We start from the raw sequence: 21,236 nt of genomic DNA, 5'->3' as shown, positions 1-21,236 counted from the left end.
AAAGTTTGAAGATTTTATAGATAATTCTTATCAACTTGAATCTGACATTAAAAATCATGCTACTGATATACTAGCTATTGCAAAAGATATCAGAGATTTACAAATTAATCCAGAAAATGCAGTTAGTAAAATTGCTCAACTTAATCGAGAGATTTCAGATTTTTCAAAAGAGGTTACAGAATTAGAACAAAAGTTATACTCATACAATATTAATGCGACAGAGTATGAAAATGAAATTGCCCATTGGCTTACAATCGGAGGTGAAATTTTAAATTTAATATCTTCTAATAAGTTTGAAGAATCTGAATATATGATCATCAATGAATGCACTCCCGCAGTGGCAGCAGTTATTGAACTTTCAGAAGAACTTACATATACACTTAGTTCAACATCAAAAAAAGATATTGATGAAACCATTAATTTAACTAATAACATCAGAATTACTGCCATAGTTTTAGCTGTTATATCAACGCTTTTAATCATTGTCATTTCACGTTTTCTTGGCAATACTATTGTTTTGCCTCTTAAACAAATTCAAAATACAATTACTGACCTTGCAAAAAGCAATTACAATGTTTGGGTAGAATACACATCTCAAGATGAATTAGGCGCAGTTGCAAACAACTTACGAAATATGATTCAAAACACTAGTGCTTTGCTAACAGATGTATCTGAAAACCTCGAATCTATTTCTGAAGGTGATTTAACGAATAAACCTAAAATTCATTATCAAGGTGCCTTTAAAGTTATGGAAACATCTATCAACAAGATTAATCTCCAAATTGGTGATGTAATTCATAAAATTCAAAGTAGTACAAAAGAACTTACCATCAATGCTGATCAAATTTCGAATGATTCTGAATTGATTGCTCAAAAAGTTGAAGAACAAGAAAATATTATTTCAGAATTCATCTCTTCAACCAATAAAATTACGGATAATACCAATAATAATATTCAACATGTTGAAAAAACAGCTAAAGCATTACAAGATACAAAAACCAAAGTTGAATACAGCTCCAAAATGATGGAAGGAATGCTACTATCTATGCAAGATATTAGTGAATCAAGTAACAACGTTTCTCATATCACAAAAATCATACAAGATATTGCCTCTCAAACCAATCTACTTGCGTTGAATGCTGCTATTGAAGCGGCTAGAGCTGGTGAGTCTGGCAAAGGCTTTGCAGTTGTTGCTAATGAAATTAGAGATTTAGCTACTAAGAGTTCAGAAACTGTTAGCCAAATAGATGAAGTTATTAAACACAGTTTAGAAAGTGTTAAAAAAGGAGAAAACACTGCTCACGAAACCGCCAAAGTCTTGGAGGAAATCACCGTTAGCATGGACGAAAATACTAAGCTTACAATCGAACAACAAGAAAATACCAAGTTTCAACAAGGTCTTATTAACGCTCTTATCAAACAAACGGACTCTCTCCGCACGGCCATTAATGATAATTCACGAATATTTAAGAATACAGCCGAAGTCGGAAAGGGTCTTGCCACTCAGGCAGATAGTTTAAATCAACAAGTAGAAAAATTTAAAATTTAGTTTTGTACTATTAGAACCATTAATTCAATATGTGGTTCTATTTTTTTGCCTAAAAATTACTGATTTATAGAATATTTCAGATGACAAATCAGGCAAAAACATGTATAATAAAAATAAATTTTTAAAAAGGAGGATTATATGAAACAAAAATGGCATTTAACTATCTTCGTTTATTTTTTAATCGTACTAGCAGTTCCTTTTTGTTCTATTATTATTTTAACACTACAAGGCGCCAATTTAGTCAAAAAAGAAGCGATTAAGTCTAATCAGATTATTATAGAACACATTGCGCTACAATTAGATCAACAATTTCAAGATTTCAATGATTTTGTAGTACATATTCAAAATTCTCCTTCTACGCTAAGTGTACTCACAGCTAATGAACCGCTTGCACCAGAAGATCGTTATAACTTTGCCAAATTTTCAGATAATTTTGAAACGTATTTTCTAACAACTCCATTAATCGAAAGTTATTTAATATATTTTGAAGATCAGGAAATTATTTTTAATYCCAATACATATAAAGTAATTGATGCTATTTCTGAAAATGAGATTACACAATTTTTTACTCACCTGCCAAGTCCTAGAGTTTTTTTAGAYAAAAAYTATAACRGTCAAATTTTACCTATATACATGACAAATACTACCAATATTGCTAGTCTATTATATGCTGATACAATCMAATCTGCCAATATCGACGTTATYATCAAAATCAATTTGAGGCAGCTGGACAATATCCTCGATTATACGATCCTGGATGATGATGCGCTTTTTGTGCTTACTAATAAATCCGGAGAAATWATCTACTATAATAATCAAAATTTAGCAAACAAGGCAGAAGGCGATCTCAAAAATAATGAATTTGTTTCTCTTGATAGAAGCAATGACTATTTTTCTTATCAAATTAGCTCCGCAACTTCAAACTATAACTATTTTTTATTACTGCCTTCTAAGAAAATAACCGGAGGAGCCACACTACTAAATTTAATTACCCTAATTAGCATCGTTTTATTTGCTGCTATTTTATATATCTTAATCAGAATCATTAAAGTTAGAGAATATCAGTCTATTGGAGATACTATTTCATTACTTAATGAACACAATAATTTTTTTGATGATTATAATGCTTTTCAATTTATAAATAATACCGTTACTCAACTTATTATTGATAAAAAGAAATTAGAAATCACCTTGGAAAGTAGCGAAAAGTATTTGCAAACTTATTTTCTTAATAGGTTGATTACCTCAGAAATAGAAGATAGAGAAAATTATACCAAATTGATTAATTATCATAATTTAAAGTTTAACTATAGCAAATATCGAGTTGCTATTCTATATGCAAACACCACAAAGCCTCCTAACAATATTTTCCCAGTTATAATGGCAGAAATAGAACAACTAATTGACCAAAATGCTATGATATATGAAATTTATTTGAATGGGATGATCGTATTTATAATTAATTATGATCAAGATGCGTATAATAAAGGTCCACTAATGGATAACATCGAGAATTTATTAAGTAAGTTAGACCCTATCAAAATTATTGCCGCCGCTAGCGATGTTAAAGATAGCTATTTTGATCTTTATCAGGCTTACAATGAAGCAATGAACGCATTAGAACAATGTCTTGTGACAGGTCTTTCAACCAAAGAATATCAATCTGATAGTAAAAAAAATTATACTTACAACACCAAATACTACCAATACGAAAAAAACTTCCAAAGCGCTATAACAGATGAAAATTATAAGTCGGCTCAAATTATGCTTAAAAATATGACCGATATACTAACAAGTAAATTTGCAAACCAGGCTATGGTGATTAAATGTAAGCTATATGGCATTCTTAACATTTTGATGAGTATGCCTTCTTCTGATACAGATAATCTAGCAAAATTATATGATATCATTGAAACAAAGGTATCTGTTACCGATATCGCTGACGCTATAAATATATATTTAGACCAACTTGACAACTACTCTAAAGAAATGAAGTCAACAAGTTTTACTGCAGATGTTGAGCAGTTTGTCTCCGTTAACTACAAGAACTCTTCATTATCGGTTAGCATGATTGCCGATAATTTTGGAATCAGTTTATCCGTTATGTCAAAGAAATTTAAAAAAGAATGCGGCATAAATATTTCTGATTATATTCATATATATCGAATCAAACAGAGCAAGGATCTTTTATTAAAGACAAAATTCACAATTAAGCAAATCGCAGAAGATGTTGGATATTTAAACTCTGATGTCTTTATTAGAGTGTTTAAAAGATACGAAGGTATTACTCCTGGGAAATATMGGAAACCTTAAAACATCCTCAAAATTACATTTTTTCTCGATTGTGCAAAATAACGCGACGTGGCAAATATTGAAGATTTTATATAGACGCTTTACACAAATCCTTGATATACTAGCATTTCGCTCTAAATATCGAAAAAAATAGCCGATTTACAATAATTTTTTTACAATGTAGAATATCTGTATCAAACAAAATTCTAATTGACATTTTCAAATACAATAAAAYAATAGGGGGAATTAATTATGAAGAAAACATTAMGAACAGCATTATTAGCGGTATTGCTAACAACATCTCTAGTAGCCTGCGGTGGCGAAGAAGAAAAAGTGGCAGTCGTTCACGATGGACCTGAAGGAATTGGCGAATTTGAATATTGGCTCGGAATGCACTCTATCACTTCTAAAGCCGTTACAGACCATAACGACCATCCTGCTGCTGCGCGACTCGAAGCCCAAACCGGAATGAAAGTTGATTATGTAAGCCCTCCCGTAGGCCAAGAAAAGTCTCAAATGAACCTTTTATTGGCTGGTGGAAACGATGGAATGCCAGATTTATTTAGATACAATTTACCTCTTCATTATCGCGGAGGAGTCGACGGCGCATTAGCAGATGGTGTAATTTTAGATATCACAGATCTTGTTGAAGAATATGCTCCAAACTATATGGCACGCATTAATGCTTCGGAGGATATGAAAAAAGGTGCTTATACCGACAGCGGCGTTTTGGCATACTTCGGATCAACTCTTCCAGACCCAGAAATGCAAGGGCTTCCTTTTAACGGACCTATGGTTAACAAAAACCTCTTAGACAAAGCTGGGCTCGATATACCTATTACTATTGCAGACTGGGAAGAGATGCTACTCGCCTTTAAAGATATGGGGGTTAAAATTCCATTTAGCTTTGGCGCGAACAACGAATTTAGCGGACTTTTTTACGCATTTTCTAGTGCTTATGGCGTAGCTCCCGGAGCAGAATTTATCAACGTCGATGGTACAGTAAAATTTGGCCCTCTAGAACCTGGGTATAAAGACTTTCTGCAGCTATTTAGCAAATGGTATAACATGGAATTATTAGACCAAGATTACCTTTCTAAGAATCAGGCTAAAGATATTCGCCCAGATTTTGATGCCGGAATTATGGGGGCTTCTGTACTGCACGCAAATAGTATCATCTCCGCTCCATCCACTTCTGTAAAGCTCGGAAACGAAAAAGTGGAAGTCTTAATTACGCCATATCCCGTACTTAATGTTGGAGATCAGATTCATTTAAGAGACTATGTTGAGCCATTCAACCAATCTCCAGCATACATTTCGAGCAATGCCAAAAATCCTATCGAGATTATTCAGTGGGTTGATTATTTATACAGCCCCGAAGGTGTTAACGAAATATCTTGGGGAACTCTCGGAACTGGCAAAGATGATATGTCCGCTACTTATTATATAGATGAAAACGGCAAGCATCAATACACTGATTTTTATTGGAATCACCCAGATGGGCTAACCACTAACGAAGTTCAAAGACAGTATATGCTTCGCGATAGCGCTATGGTTTGGGACTGGGAAAATCAATCCTTGATGTATAGCGATCCTCAATATCAAGTTGCTTGGGACACCTGGGCTAGCAATGCGGATTATTCCTATATTATGCCTCAAACTTTAACTATGACTCTAGAAGAAAACGATCGCTACTCCAAAATTATGAGTGACGTTACTACTTATGTAAACGAAATGGCTGCCAAGTTTATTATGGGCATCGAATCTTTTGATAAATATGATGATTTTCTCGCGACACTCAACAAAATGAAAATTCAAGAAGTTATTGATATTCAGCAATCTGCACTTGATCGATATCTTGTTAGATAGTGTATACTAACTTTTGTAAGGAGGTTAACAATGGAACAAATAAAGCATAAAAAAGCTCTGGTTAATGGCAAACCCAAAAAAACTATTTGGCAAAATGTGAAAAATGACTACAAAAAACACAAGATGATTTATTGGATGCTAATACCTGTAATTGTATACTACATCCTTTTCCACTACGCACCAATGGGTGGCTTGATGATTGCATTCAAAGATTATCGCCCCGCTCGAGGCATTTTGGCTAGCGAATGGGTTGGGTTACAAAATTTTATCGACTTTTTTGAAAGCTATTATTTTTGGGATTTGCTACGAAATACTATCTCTATCAGCTTAACATCGATTTTATTTGGCTTTCCAGCGCCGATAATTTTGGCGTTGCTCTTAAACGAAGTTCGCTCCAAAAAATTCAAAAAGACAGTTCAAACTGTAACATATATGCCCCACTTTATCTCTGTTGTCGTTATGGCTGGTTTGGTAGTTGATATGGTTGCCTCCGATGGTGTAATCAACAACGTACTTAAGTGGTTTGGCATCGACATCGGTAACTTACTAAACATCGGTGATATGTTTATTCCAATTTATGTAGTCAGCGACATCTGGCAACATATTGGATGGGGCACTATCATTTACCTTTCTGCACTGACTGGCATCGCACCAGAGTTATATGAAGCCGCATCCATCGATGGCGCGACCCGATTTAAAAAGGTTCTCTACGTAACGCTTCCGGGCATTATGCCAACTATTGCGACGCTATTTATTATGAGAGTCGGCCGCGCTATGACTGTCGGCTGGGAAAAAATTGTTTTGCTATACAATCCTGCTATTTATGACCAAGCTGATGTTATTTCATCCTTTGTATATCGCAAGGGTATGATCGAGGGTAATTATAGCTACTCGGCTGCCGTGGGGCTATTCAACTCTCTAATCAACATCTTCTTGCTAATTATCGCAAACCGCGTTAACAAAAAATTAAACGAAACCAGCTTATGGTAAGAAAGGGGGAGCTTTTGTGAAAGAAAAAGTAACAGCATTTGATTATTTTAACGTCGCAGCCTTGACTCTATTATGTATCCTAACGCTATATCCCATTATTTATGTGATGATGTCATCCATTAGCGATCCTGTATTACTGCAACAACAGGAAGGAATTATGCTATACCCTCTTGGATTTTCGCTCGAAGCCTATAAGCTGGTATTTGACAATCCATCGGTATTAATTGGATATCGCAATACATTATTCTACGTGGCTGCCGGCACTGCAATCAATATGTTTATGACAATCTTGGGTGCCTTTGCGTTATCCCGAAGAGATTTATATATTCGAAAATTTTTGACCATCGTAATCATTTTTACAATGCAATTTGGTGGCGGACTGATCCCAACGTTTYTAGTTGTCAGCGGAATGCTAGGCCAATCAATATGGACTCAGCTATTGCCAGGGGCCATCATCACCTCCAACCTAATAATAATGCGAACCGGATTTTTTGCTATCCCAGACAGCTTAGAAGAGTCTGCCAAAATTGATGGCGCAAACGACTGGGTTGTCCTCACCAACATCATTTTGCCATTGTCAAAGCCAACTCTGGCCGTTATAGCCTTATACTATGGCGTGGCCCACTGGAACTCTTGGCTCCCTGCAACAATCTATCTGCGCGAYCGAACTCTCTTTCCATTACAATTATTCTTGCGCGAAATYTTGCTTCAAAATCAGCTCGAAGAAACAGTGGTTGGTGTGGCAACAGGGCTTCAGGCCGATATGTCTGATGTAATCAAATATGCAACTATCATCGTTGCTATCATTCCTGTACTTTGCGTATATCCGTTTGTACAAAAGTATTTCGTAAAAGGTGTTATGATTGGTGCTGTTAAGGGCTAATCCACAAAAAGACTCTTGATAACATTTGAGAGTCTTTTTTATCCTATCTATAAGTGTATTGGAGGCGAATATTATGAGAAAATTTATATCGATTGCAAGCTTGATAACTGCAGCTTCACTTGTTGCATGTGCCGAATCCGAACCAACTGTTACACCCCCGGCAACTGCCCTCACAACTACAGATCCTGTCGCTGCACTAGATTTTGGTGGCTGGGAAATTAATGTTGCTCAATATAACTCCGAAAGCGAACCCGAAGAAAAGAGAAGCAATTATGATGAACTGCTATGGGAACATAGAAATAATATGGCCAAAAAGCACAACTATACTTTCAGCAAAGATGCTCTGACCACATATATGGATTCTCTTGAATTTTTGTCTACCACAGTTCTTGCCGAAGATCCGGGAGGAGAAATTCATCGAATGCCACCCGAATTTGCTAATGCTATTGCTCGAAACCACCTCGCTTACGATCTCACCACTCTTGAGAATATAGATGTTACTGATCCCAAGTGGAATCCAGTTGTTACAGAAATGATGACAGTTGGTGGCGCAGTTTATGGCGTTGTTAAAGATTTGTATCCCGAAAAAACTGTCTACTTTAATAAACGACTCTTTGAAGAAGCCGGGCTAGATCCCGATCTGCTATACGACTTACAAGCTGCCGATGAGTGGACCTGGGAAGCCTTTGAAGAAGTTTCTGCAAAGCTCACTCGCGATACCAATAACGACGGAATTACCGACCACTATGCCTTTGCCTTGCAACCAACCCATTTCTTTGAGATGGCCATCTTATCCAATCATGGGTCAATCATCGGCAAAGATAAAAATGACATCTACTTTAACAATGCCGGCTCTCCCGAAACTTTACAAGCACTCGAATGGGCCATTGCTTATTACAATAAAGGCTACGATACCATCCCTACTCCTTGGAAATCTATTCCAAATGTATTTATGAACGGCGATGTTGCAATGTTTTTGGGAGACGTTTGGAACGCTCGCGACTTTGCTGCTGGAATGGAAGACGATTATGGAATCGTATGCTTTCCCAAAGGGCCAAAAGGTAGTCTAACCGTACAAACAAGCGGTCAGGGCTACGTAATTCCTAGTACATATACAAAAGAAGAAGCCGAAATGATAGCGCTAGCGTTTGATCAATACAATAGTTTGCCTCCTGGATATGATGCGCAGACTGCTTGGCAAGATGAGCATTATCCTCTTTATCGCGACTCTCGTGCTGTTGACGAAACTCATGCCATTGCGCTAACACCAGGCACAGCTAAGTCGGATTACGACAAAATGATTTCTGCAGATGTCAAAATCACGGCATTATATACCGACATCTATCTTAACGGCCTTACCCCTGCCGAAGCCGTTCAAAAACATTCTCCGGTTTGGCAAGTTGCCCTCGATGTTGCCAATGCAAGATAATATTCATAGATAAAGTTAATAACAAATAATAGTAAAGGAGATTTTGGATGAATATTAACGATATTAATAATTCTATACTCAAGGATAGCGTATATTACTTCAATAAAATTTTGCTAGGAAACTGCGGCAATGAAATCACGCTAGAAAATGGGACGTATGATTTGCGCGTCACCTATGCTAATGAACGATTTTTTTATATGACGAATAACGATTTTGGCCTCAAAAATGTTGCCTTTCCTATATACAACAAGAAAAATTTGGTAATTGATGGCAACGGTGCGCGGCTCAATGGTATTGGCAGAATTTGCCCATTTTATATATATGGTAGCGAAAACATTACTCTCAAAAATTTTGTCATCGATTATGAAAGACCTTTTTTCTCTCAGGGCGAAGTTGTCGCAGCTGCAGATGATGAAGTGGTTATCAAGATTGATCAAGCAAAATATCCGTATCAAATTAAGTCCGGCGTTCTCTCTTTTGTTGGCACCGATTATTCAAACGAATTTGTACATGGCATCCTCGAATTTTCTAAGCAGGATAAGCGACCTCTTGCTGATGCAGTTGATAACGGCGTATGGGGTCCGTTAGTAGTTGAAGAACTCGAGCCAGGCCTGCTCAAAATTAAGAAGAAGTTTCGCAAGCTGCCTAACGTGGGCTCCATCCTTTCTATAAAACATGAGCAGCGATACGTTCCCGCAATTTCGATCGATTCTTCCAAAAATATACGATTAGAAAATATCACCGTATATCACGCTGGCACTATGGGAGTTGTAGCTCAGTTTACCGAAAACATTACTCTCAACAATTTTAAGGTATCCATTGAACCTGGCAGCGACCGAGTGGTTTCCGCCAATGCTGATGCGACGCATTTTGTAGGCTGCTCCGGAGATCTCGTTGTTACAAATTCACTATTCGAAAATCAGCTCGATGATATTTTAAATGTACATGGCAATTATCTCAGAGTTCATGCTGTCGTTGACTCCACTAATGTGATTGCAGAAATTCCGCATCGCCAGCAGGTGGGAGCATTCAGCCTTAAAGTTGGTGCTAAAATCGGGATCTATGCTGATAAAACGATGGTAAAATTATCTGAGACGGCAGTGAAGTCGATTCATGTGATCAATAACAAATTTTATGAAATCGAGTTTACAGATGCCTTCGAATTTGCGGCCGATCAAGGGTATTGCATAGAGGACTTAGACTCCTATCCAACGGTTACATTTACCAACAACAAAGGCGGCAAAAATAGGGCACGCGGCCTCTTACTTACTTCTGCAAAGGACATTTTGATTGCCAATAACGAATTGTATTGCGAAGGAGCAGCTATCAAAATCAGTGCCGATATGACCGGATGGTATGAGTCTGGTGCAACAAACAGTGTTATCATCAAAGACAACATTCTCAGCCGCCGCAATACCAAAACTTGGGGCAAAGCGCTTATCGATATCGATCCCGAAATGGAGGAATTTGAAGGCTACTTCCACGGCAACATTACAATAGAGAATAATCAGCTAATTGTYGGCGACTTCCCTCTTATATATGGTGGCTCGATCGATACGCTACAAATTAARAACAACAACATTATTGGCTCGAAATCTGAAATCTATATGAACGCAAAGCAGATCAAAAATTTAGAAATCGAAGGCAATACTTTTAGTTAAAGAGTTAAAGGAGGTTTTGCTATGAAAAAATTCATTGCCGGACTCGCAGTAGCCCTATGTGCGACTTCCACATTTGCCGGATCCGTGGAGCACGACTTCTACATCGATACAGATTTAAACTACTATGGCTCGTCGATGGGAGCCGATGCACAACAAAAGCTAGCCGAATTTAAGGTGATGGTTGATCAGGCCCGAGATTCTGGAATCGAMGTTACTCGTGAAGAAACCGTTATCGAAGCTGCTGAGCTATTTATCAAAGGTGCCACATGGGATCAGGCAAATACTGCAGCTATTAAACAAACTTACGAAAAGCTTTGGTTCGCAAAACCCAATGCCGCGGAGCTTGCTAAAAATATGCCGTCTTACCAATTTTTTCAAGTATACGAAATGCTAGAAGAAGCCCAGGCAACGCTAGAAAAGGTAATCGATGGCACCTACACAAGACGCGATGTCCCTCAAATCGACTGGACCCAAGTGCATTTGGATGGTAGCAACTATACATATGATGGCAACGTGGTATTTCCTTTTAACTACACCTGGGAAGATAATTCTATGGGCGGCAATTTGTTGGGGAATGCCGATTCGGGATATATCGATTTTGGCATTACGTTCAAAAGTGCCACCACTCTGAACACTCCTAAACTTGATGAGAGATTGTTCAACCAAAATCCTAACATTTCCTCGTTTATGCTAGGACACAAAAACATTACTCCATTTATGAAAGCGGCACATCCTGAGGCAACAGCAAAAGGTTTTAGCGACTATGTGGCTTATGATCGAAACGACCCTGCCATGCTAGATTACCTGAAGCGAATGATCGATGTTGCTGTTACCACAAATGCCGAACTTGGCCGCAATCTGGATTTAGGGTATACACTAGCAAATGAACCGCACTGGGTCTCTGCTCAAGGAGAATGGTATGTCAACCAAGGCAAGGAGGGAAATATTTCTGCTATCACTATGCAAAAGTTTAGAAATTATTTGGCAACTGTTTATTCTGATATCGCATCGTTAAACGCGAACTGGAACACAAACTTCGCAGACTTTTCAAGTGTCGAGTTGGAGGTGCCTCTCGATCCTGCCATAGAAGGAACCCCGCCTTGGTATGATTACATCACCTTCCACAAAAAAGATGTTACCGAATTTTTTACATTTATGCATAACGAAATTTTGGCTATTGACCCCTCTGCTCAAACATCTATTAAGCTGATTCCAGAATATTTTATCAACACCAAAACTGCTTCGGGGCTAGATTTTGAAGCCCTCACGGAACTCACCACTCTTATCGGTGATGACTCTGGAATTTCACAGCATCGGGCACGAGACATAGGTGCGGATCTCTGGTGGGACGACGTTTATGCATATGACTGGATCACTATGGCATTGCCTTACGATTTTATGTGGTCGGTCGCACCTAATAAGGCACACGTCAATACCGAAAATCACATCATTAGCCGTACCCTATGGATCGACATTAAGATGAATCCGCAACTTGCGCGCTCTGCGTATTGGCTTCAATCTATATTGGGACTGGATGCTAGCCAATTTTGGGTGTGGGGTCGATCTGCAGATGGAGCGTTAAATTTACAAAAATTGGGTTCTGCCCTTCTCGGAAGCTCTAGCCAGCTGCCTGCTGTCACCAACGAAATTGCCCAGACTGCTCATGATCTCAATGCATTTGGCGCCGAAGTTGCCGCTCTGCAATCACGTAAACGCCCTATCCGGATTTTTCACTCCGAAACTACGGTAACTGTTGASASCTCTAAAGTAGATTCTGTAAAGGCAATTCACGAAAAAATGTATTTCTCCGAAGCTGGTGTGGGCTTTGTAACTCCAAACATTATTGCCAAGCAAGACAATGACGACTGGTCTACAATTTTGGTTTATGATACGCCATATGTAACAGACGCAGAGTTTGAAGCGCTACAGAATTATTTAGATAACGGTGGCAATGTTATTATCGATGAGGCAAGTCTCAAGTTTAAYGAGTATAAAGTACCGCGAACCACAACACTCGTTGGCGATCTCACAATTGTTTCCACCGATGACGATACATTATCTAACATGCATGCCGAAGCATTTGAAGTGCTCGTCGCGCAAGGTACAAATCCGGTCATTACTGCCACAGAGGCAAATGGCTTTGATCAAAAAACTGCATTCATCGCCACYGCACCTTTATCAGAAAATGAGTACGTCATGAGCATTACTCAGCTTGGCAAAAATCCTGGCAAGATTACGCTTTCTGCCACCAATGGAAAAAAAATCGCATCTGTTGTAGACTTATTTACTGGTCAAAAACTCTCTACCATTATATTGCGTCCCGAAAACATGAAATTTTTGAAGGTTATTTTAAATTAAACAGGAGGACTTTTAATGAAGCCTAATATATTAATTGTTTTAGCAGATCAACAACGATATGACACCATCGGCGAACTCGGTTTTAACCACATGATTACTCCCAATTTCGATAGACTTGCCAAGGAGGGATGCTCCTTTACTTATGCTCACTCTCACAATCCCGTTTGTATGCCAGCCAGGCACGATCTCCTAACTGGAATGACTGGCCGAGCTCACGGCTACTTTCAAAATGCTGGTGGCAAACCCATGAAAGATTATGGCATTCCCACATTGCCTCGCATTTTATCTCAAAAYGGATACCGCACCGCTTCTATCGGCAAGATGCATTTCTTTCCGGTAAAGGAACACCACGGCTACGGCGATCGCCTTACTATGGAAGAAATTCCCAAATTACTAGAAGATGATGATTACGCTATGTTTTTGAAAGCAAACGGCGATGGGCATGTTCAGAATATTCATGGTGTGCGTCCACTTGCTTATCACACTCCGCAACAGTCCCTCGTTAAAGACGAAAATTATGAAACTGCTTGGGTAGAAAATCAAACGATCAACTGGCTAGAGCAAAATGGCGACAACCCGTTCTTCCTATTTGTTGGATATATCAAACCACACCCGCCGTGGAATATTCCGGCAAAATATCAGGGAATCTATCAAGAYGCTGCCATCCCTGAGGCAATTCCTAAAGCTCGCTATTATCCCGAAGACCCAAATCACAACAGCTGGTATGGCGATGACGATAGCAACRCTCAACTTCGAAAGCATCAGGAGGCATATTATACGGCAGTGTCCATGGTCGATGAAAGCTTCGGCAAAATTATCGAACATCTAAGGRCSACKGGCAAACTTGATAACACATTAGTAATTTACACTAGTGACCACGGCGAAATGCTTGGCGACCGCGGCTATTATAGCAAAAGCGTGCCATACGAAAGCGCTGTTAGAATTCCTTTGCTAGTTAGATATCCCGAAGTATTTGAGCCGGGCACTACCAACGAAGATTTTGTAGATTTGCTAGACATCTTGCCTACCTGCCTTGACGTTGCAGGCGTTAAATATCCCCAGTGCGACTACAAGCTGTACGGCTCTTCTATTGCAGACACCGCTGCTGGAAAAAATCGCCAAATCATTACCGCCAGCAACGGATATATCAACAAAAATAGATGGGTTATGGCTCGTAACAAAGATTACAAATATATTTATAATTTCAATCAGGGTTACGAAGAAATGTATTACTTGGCATTAGACCCACACGAAACCAACAATATTATCGACTCCTTACGAGGTGGTGATGCGTACAACATGCTAAAAACAGCTGCCATCGCATATGAATCTGCAGAAGGGCCAGATGGCGCGGTAGTCAATGGCAACTTTACCAAAAGTGACAATCAACGCAACGTAGGCTTTGAAAATGGCAAATATCACAAGTGGTGTAACGACCAGTTCCAAACATTTCAACGAGTGGATAAAGAAGAGTTTGGCGCAACTTTTGTTTCGGAAATTAAAACTGCATTATCAAATCAAGACTTCTCAGCTTGTACTGTAACCGAAATTTTTAACCACCCCGACTGGATCAATTGGTTCGATATCGGATTTCACAAACACGGCAAATATGCAAATTGGCGTTCAGAATTATTTATATAATAATAGAGGAGATGATTGTATGAAAAAGTTTATAAAATTTGTTGCAGCAGCAATGGTTTTCGCTAGTTTTGGTGCAGTAATGGCAGCAGCTCCAACAACAGCAACTTTTACAAAGGTATCATTTGAACCGGGCGAAACGACTACTTGGGTTGTCGACGCTGACAATGGTGCCTCTCACGCAACAGTCGCCGAGGGAGTAGCTGATGGCGCATCGGCTATGAAAGTTTCTATTCCAAATCGCGCCTCCGACTGGGCAGCGACCACTCACTTTGCTTTAACTCCTCCAAAGGGAAAGTTGTGGAGCATAAATAAATCTGACTATCTCACTGCCACAGTTACAAATCCCAATGCTTTCGAAATTCAACTTCGAGTCAACATCACCGACTCCGCCAATAACGAAAGRGTCAACTATTTTATCATCCCTAGCCATCAAACTAGAGAAATCTCGGTTTCAGGAGCTCAATATGGTGCAGCAGGAGTGGAAGACGAATTTTGGGGTGAAGATGGCTATAAGCAAAAGGGCGTTAACGTCAATGCGATCAAAGAAATTAGCTTTTATCTCCCAGAGCCTGATGCCAAGGCAATGGCGGGGCAAACCAGCCTTTCTTATATAATAGACAATATTGGAATACAAACTCCTGCCGAATACGCGGTGGTAGATGGWGCCTGCGTCCTTGCGACAGTTATTCCTAGCGCAAAGCCGACATCTTCAGGAACGATTAAACTTTTRCACGACACTTTTACAACTTTAAACGATAAATTGGTYAGCAAAAATAAGCCTCTCCAAGCTATGAGCGTACAAGTAAAATCTGCAGCTGGCCCACTATTTTCCGATGCCAACAGGGCAGTTAAGGCGGTAAAACCAGGCGATAAAGTAACGCTCGCTCTRCAAATGTATGATTCTTATTCTATTGCAGGAGGAKCTGGCACTTCCACATTAGAGGTCGGGCTTAGCTCWCCTAAAAATATCGAAATTCTAACGCCAACTCTTTCCTGGACATTTACCGACGACAAAACTATTGGCAAAAAAGGCCAATCTCTCAACTTCGAATTTATAATGCCAAACGGAACAGTAGACGCACTCGCTGATTTTGATTGGACATTTAAYTTAAAGTAGTCATCATATATTACTGCAGCGGCACCACCAGTCTCTGCAGTTATTTTTATAGTTATTTTAGGAGGATTTGATATGAAAAAATTTATGGCTATTGCTCTAACCCTAATGATTGCTCCTGCGGCAAACGCACAAACTGCGCTTACTCACGGTAGATTGGCAAATATAATTGATGACATAATGCAATATCGCACATTAACCGACTCAACTCACTCGATGTATCAAAACGAATTGACCCAATTGAATAAAAAGGCATCTAAATCTATTAGCCAGCAAGATGCCGTGGCGGCGCTCGAGCAGACTTTATACATCGACTTTGCCGCTGATGCCACCGACGCTACTGCAACCGAAGAATATATCGACGATCTCATTGCGCAACACGTTCAGCTTATTGTATCTGAGGCTGATGTATATACAAAATCTGTTACAGGAAACGTAATTGTCAATGTTGCCAATACAACGTTTAGAGATATGACAATCGATGGCGATTTGATTATCGCACAAGGAGTTGGAGACGGTGAGTTAACTCTCGAGAACACTGTAGTTACTGGCAAAATTATCGCGGCTACCGAATCCAAAAATCACATCAATTTTATCAACTCTACTGCAGATGGCGGAGTTCAGATCGACAAGTACGCATACAATCTCAATATTGCGGGAGATGGCATTACAAAGGTGGAACTCAATACAGCGGTTACCGTATATGGCACTGGCGCTGTTTCAACAACATTAACATTTAACAACGGCTTAACCGGGAAATTCCAATCTGCAGAGTCCGTGATTACACCAGCAGGTACAGAGTTTTTGGTACAGCTAGATGGTTATACTAGTATGGCAACCGGGTATCACATATCTCATGTGGAGCCTATGACTTTGGCAACCGGGCGCGGAGTTGCAGGTGCGGCAAAAGACGGTAGCGTCGTGGCTTATGACAATGCCGGCAAATTTATTTGGCATGCCAAAGCTGGGGAAACGATCATCAACGGCCTCGAAGTTGCCGATATCGATGGCGATGGATTCGACGAAGTCTTGGCCGCCTCGACGGATGGCAGATTATATGCTTTCGACCATGATGGGACGGCATTATGGACATATGAAACGGGAGCAACAGAAGATTCTCGAGGCGTGCTCTATGCTGTGGCATGCGCAAAGATGGCAAACGGTGAAATGGGAATTTTCTTTGGAGGGGTTTCTAAAACGTTATATCAAGTGGATAAAAATGGAAATCTCGTAAATAGCGTCCCTCTTGCATTAGCATCTGATGGCAAAAAGGTTCAGGATGAGATGGTTATTACGCTAGATACAGGAATGCGTGCTGACGGGACCGAATACGTCGTGATGGTATCGAGCCCAGCCGGAAACTATACCAATTCAGTTTCTATAATCGATCCCAACAACATCGGAGTGGACGCAATGCACACAACGAAGTCGCCTAGTAAAAATTATATCGGTCGCCAAGATACTGCGGATATCGACTTTGACGGTGTAAATGAAATTTTGTATAACTACGAACCTTCAATCTCATCGATGGGTAATTTTTGGGTTGCCGATATCGACTATGACGCACTCGTTGATTATAACACTAAGACCAAAAAGCCAAATCCTGACAAAGCGTTTATGGCAGAATATGTTCCCGAACTWCAGGGCGGTCGTGGATACCGAATGGGTGCGCTTAGCTTCGTTGATGGCACCACTATTGGCAAAACTCAGGCAGACTCGTTTATCATCAACCTCGATGCATCTAGAATTTGCGAGTACTCCACCGATGGCAAATTGTTGGGGGTTCATCTTAGCAGATTTTCCTACAACGACGGCACCTATGATCCCAAAACTGGGCTATTTTATTTAGCAGCTGAGCAATCTGGCGGCGATGTAATTAGAATTATCGATCTCAAAAATGACAACTGGCGTGAAATATTTATGGCCATCGAAGCGGAAGGMCTTCTCTCCGAAATAATTGACAATCTAGTATTAACCAACAAGCTAGTCGATGCCTTCGTTGCACCTGCGTATCAAGATTTGTCCCAGGAGAATTATCTGTCTATTACCACAGGAGGTACTCCAGARGAAAACCTGGAAAAAGAAGCCAAAATTGCGCCAAATGGCAACATCGGATTTGCAACTAACGAGTGGACTTGGACAGAAAATTATGATCGCGATGCTATTCTCCCAGCAAACTGGGCYGCYGGAAAAGACAAACGCAAAAAGTATGATATGACACAAGCAGAAATTTGGGCCGCTGCTGAAGCTCACGAAGCCAATGGTGAAAAGTTTTCGATTTGGACTGGGCATGGCACCGATCCATTTTATATGCAACCCGAAACCGTTTTAGGTATTATTGAACGCGCACCAAATACTTTGGAATACTTGATCTTTTCGGAACTTACTCATATCGATGAATATTTGATGCAAAACTATTTTATTCCAATGGCGAACGCATGCCAGGAGCAGGGGCGCACCAAAATCTTCTTGCGCAACAAAAACTCCTTCTGGAATGGCAACGTTCATATGCCGGAGTGGTACGACCTGATTGCTGGTGATTACTCTAACGTAATTATTCCGACGATGGAAGAGACCAACAGCCGTGCGCAAGAGCTTAGTTTATCTGCTAGAGTAGGGCTCTGGATGAGCGGCGCCGCTTCTAGCTGGGGTGGCAGACTAATCGAGGACAACACAAACTATGTGAGGCATATCGAGCATGGGCTTCAAAGAGTTTTRTCGCATCAGATGCGTTCGTTTGCGTATCAAATTGCCAATGGGGCAGACTCATTTCAAAACACTGGCGGCACCAAATATGAGGATCAGTTTGATATGATTCACAAGATGGTTGACCAGCAGATATTGCTTGTAGGGCAAAGAGATACGCTCCTATCGGTGCCAGATATTACTATTGGGATGCTCGAACCTTCTGAGGAATTCGTATCCACGTTTACCTTTTCACATGCTATGGACCAATTCGATCCTGCCAATACCGAAGCATTTGTATATGACGGCTTGAGGTTGCCATGGAGCGGAGCCCCAATCAAGGACCACGACTTTGGCGGCTATGGACTGGGAGCCAAAACTCGAACACTCAACTTTTTGCCTAGCACGCCATATGGAATGGTTCCCGAAATGAGCGCTTACCTCGACATATCCGACTCGCGATTTGCAACAATGCTAAAGACTGATGGCAAATTTTGGTACGAYGAAGCTGGTATCGCGCACTCTCCCGATGCGTATAAAGACACCGTGATTGCGGCACTGGAGGCATCTGCTGCCAAAATGCCTGTCGTTGTARCCTCCGAAGATGATCAGGTCGCCTGGACCGTTACCAAAATCGATGACACTCATGCTCGAATTTTACTTATAGACGGCGGTTACGTTACGCCAAACAATAGGGTAGCGCAAGTGAAAATTCAAAACRTTGCTCCTAAAACGGCCACAAATATTCTCACCGGTGAAATATATTCTATAGCAAACAACGARTTTAGTGTTGCCGTCCCTGCCGGAGTTTTTTCCATTGTTGATGTTGAGTTTGTACAGCCACTGGATGATTATTCACAACCAACACCGGTAATTCTCGAAAAGTAGGTGGCCTCGTAATTTTATGTATATTCGTATTGTCCATTTTGCGTATAATCCATTTCACAGCAACAATCAACGCTATCCCTGCAGTTATTATTGCTCCCATATCAGACAGCGGYTGCGCATAAAAAACACCTTCTACTCCATAGAAATGTGGCAAAATTAATGCTCCCGGAATTAAAATTACAACGTTTTTGATCATTGCAATAAATATCGATACTTTTGCAAATCCAAATGCAACAAAGCAACCTTGCGCCGACATCAGTATTCCAAACAATGGCGTTCCCAGAAAATACACTTTTATCAATTTATCTTGACTTACCATAATTTCAATCCTTTCTGCAAATTAGTTTATAGTTATATGTTTAGCATCAAATATTATGATATATGCACAAATCGATAACTACAGTAAATATTTTGTATAATTCAAAAAAATATGAAATTAACTTATTTGCAGAAATTGATATTAATAATTAGCTTGCAATTTTGCTTGCGCTCTCATCTTCCATTGTTCTTATAATCCATCTAAACGCAATGATCAACGCTGTCCCCGCAGTTATCGTTGCCCCAATATCAGCCAGCGGTTGCGCATAGACGATTCCCATTACTCCATAGAAGTGTGGCAAAATTAAGGCAAACGGAATCAGAATTATAATTTTTCTGAGTAACGCAATAAATATAGACGACTTTGCAAAGCCAAATGCTATAAAACAGCCTTGCGTTGCCATAATGACTCCGAATAATGGTGTTCCCAAAAAATATACCCTTGCCAAACCAGATGCAAGATCGACCATCTCCGAGTTTGAACTGAATATCGCAACGAACAGCTCCGGAAACGCCAATACTACGATTGATGTCACCATCGACGCAGCGGTCGTAAATATTAGTAGACGTTTCATGATTGCTATCAAACGCTTTTTATTTCTGGCACCATAGTTATATGCCAATATTGGAATAACCCCTTGGCGAACAGCATCAATTGGGATAAACTGCATCGTTGCAATGCTGGATAAAATTGTCATGGCGCCCACATACATATCTCCACCGTAGTGCTGAAAGCTAGAATTTAACACTATATTTACAAGACTGTTTGTACTTTGCATGATTACTGGAGATATCCCTATGGCAACGATGGCCATAACGCAATCTTTCTTGAGCCCCAGCTTTTTAAAATCTAATCTCACAACGCTTTTGTCAGACGTTAAGTATCTAACTATCCATATGGCACTCGCGGCCTGCGAAATTACTGTTGCTATAGCGGCCCCTTGAACACCCATATCAAATACAAATATAAAAATCGGATCCAATATGATATTAATCACTGCTCCAATCAAAGTTGAGAACATCGCGATCTTGGCGTTGCCCTGCCCACTTATAAATGGATTTAGCCCTACACTGAATTGTACAAAAATTGTTCCCAATAAATAAATCGATAAATACGCATCTGCATATGGAGCGGTGTGCTCGCTAGCACCAAATAAATACAGCAGCGGCTCTTTCGCTATGTAAAATACAACGGTCAGTATAATCGAAAATATAATTAGCAATGTTGCCGAGGTTTGCAAAATATCTTTGGCTTTGTTATAATCTTGCCTCCCCAAATATCTCGATGCCAGCGGCGCACCTCCCGACCCTGCAAACGCACTCATCGCTACCACAATTTGCAATATMGGAAACGTTAGTCCCAATCCCGTTAGCGCCAGCTCTCCCTCTCCCGGAATTCTACCTATATATACTCTGTCCACAATATTATATAATGCGTTAATAAGTTGCGCCATAAATGCGGGCATCACCATCGCCCATATCAATTTGTTCAGCGATTCTGTTGCAAAACGTTTTTCTTGACTTATCATAATTTTTAATCCTCTCTGCCAATAAATTTG

At 39.9% G+C, this 21,236-nt stretch carries 13 protein-coding genes; 11 read left to right on the top strand and 2 right to left on the bottom strand.

The window, feature by feature from the left end; translation table 11 throughout:
* The 11 genes from EPU_RS12805 to EPU_RS08545 all read left to right on the top strand — a co-directional run.
* On the top strand, window positions 1-1,549 hold a 1,549-nt coding region (locus EPU_RS12805; protein WP_010168468.1), incomplete at its 5' end, for a methyl-accepting chemotaxis protein.
* Between the two features lie 138 nt (window positions 1,550-1,687).
* The gene (locus EPU_RS08590; RefSeq protein WP_029488275.1) at window positions 1,688-3,862 is read left to right on the top strand and encodes a helix-turn-helix transcriptional regulator; all 2,175 of its coding nucleotides are present in this window, start codon (window positions 1,688-1,690) and stop codon (window positions 3,860-3,862) included.
* A 231-nt stretch (window positions 3,863-4,093) separates the two neighbouring features.
* Window positions 4,094-5,710, top strand: coding sequence for an extracellular solute-binding protein (locus tag EPU_RS08585; RefSeq protein WP_029488274.1), 1,617 nt, complete (start codon window positions 4,094-4,096; stop codon window positions 5,708-5,710).
* A 30-nt stretch (window positions 5,711-5,740) separates the two neighbouring features.
* Window positions 5,741-6,700, top strand: coding sequence for an ABC transporter permease (locus EPU_RS08580; protein ID WP_010168465.1), 960 nt, complete (start codon window positions 5,741-5,743; stop codon window positions 6,698-6,700).
* Between the two features lie 16 nt (window positions 6,701-6,716).
* Window positions 6,717-7,583, top strand: a complete 867-nt coding sequence (locus EPU_RS08575) for a carbohydrate ABC transporter permease (RefSeq protein ID WP_029488273.1) — start codon at window positions 6,717-6,719, stop codon at window positions 7,581-7,583.
* 73 nt (window positions 7,584-7,656) lie between these two features.
* Window positions 7,657-9,012: an ABC transporter substrate-binding protein gene (locus EPU_RS08570; protein ID WP_010168463.1), complete on the top strand. Its 1,356-nt coding sequence runs from the start codon at window positions 7,657-7,659 to the stop codon at window positions 9,010-9,012.
* A 47-nt stretch (window positions 9,013-9,059) separates the two neighbouring features.
* Window positions 9,060-10,673 carry a hypothetical protein gene (locus EPU_RS08565; RefSeq protein WP_029488272.1) on the top strand — a complete coding sequence of 538 codons (1,614 nt, stop codon included), beginning with the start codon at window positions 9,060-9,062 and terminating at the stop codon, window positions 10,671-10,673.
* Window positions 10,674-10,694: 21 nt separating this feature from the next.
* Window positions 10,695-13,031 carry a beta-galactosidase gene (locus EPU_RS08560; RefSeq protein WP_029488271.1) on the top strand — a complete coding sequence of 779 codons (2,337 nt, stop codon included), beginning with the start codon at window positions 10,695-10,697 and terminating at the stop codon, window positions 13,029-13,031.
* Window positions 13,032-13,046: 15 nt separating this feature from the next.
* Window positions 13,047-14,672: a sulfatase family protein gene (locus EPU_RS12065; protein WP_052296495.1), complete on the top strand. Its 1,626-nt coding sequence runs from the start codon at window positions 13,047-13,049 to the stop codon at window positions 14,670-14,672.
* Between the two features lie 19 nt (window positions 14,673-14,691).
* The gene (locus tag EPU_RS08550) at window positions 14,692-15,789 is read left to right on the top strand and encodes a hypothetical protein (RefSeq protein ID WP_029488270.1); all 1,098 of its coding nucleotides are present in this window, start codon (window positions 14,692-14,694) and stop codon (window positions 15,787-15,789) included.
* Window positions 15,790-15,861: 72 nt separating this feature from the next.
* Window positions 15,862-19,359 carry a hypothetical protein gene (locus tag EPU_RS08545; RefSeq protein WP_029488269.1) on the top strand — a complete coding sequence of 1,166 codons (3,498 nt, stop codon included), beginning with the start codon at window positions 15,862-15,864 and terminating at the stop codon, window positions 19,357-19,359.
* Here the strand turns inward: EPU_RS08545 and EPU_RS13650 are convergent.
* Together EPU_RS13650 and EPU_RS08540 are read right to left on the bottom strand one after the other, a co-directional pair.
* Entirely contained in the window at window positions 19,256-19,678 is a 423-nt protein-coding gene (locus EPU_RS13650; RefSeq protein ID WP_156778418.1) for a hypothetical protein, read from the bottom strand. The genes EPU_RS08545 and EPU_RS13650 overlap by 104 nt on opposite strands.
* Before the next feature lie 148 nt (window positions 19,679-19,826).
* On the bottom strand, window positions 19,827-21,236 hold a 1,410-nt coding region (locus tag EPU_RS08540; RefSeq protein ID WP_010168456.1), incomplete at its 5' end, for an MATE family efflux transporter.

Origin of the sequence: Candidatus Epulonipiscium viviparus, from assembly GCF_000171335.1 — a bacterium.
GTDB lineage: Bacteria > Bacillota > Clostridia > Lachnospirales > Cellulosilyticaceae > Epulonipiscioides > Epulonipiscioides viviparus.
This window is presented reverse-complemented; position numbering and strand designations above follow the sequence as displayed.

Coding starts and splice junctions, on each gene's coding strand:
- EPU_RS08580 (WP_010168465.1), top strand. CDS start 5,741: ATGGAACAAATAAAGCATAAAAAAGCTCTGGTTAATGGCAAACCCAAA.
- EPU_RS08570 (WP_010168463.1), top strand. CDS start 7,657: ATGAGAAAATTTATATCGATTGCAAGCTTGATAACTGCAGCTTCACTT.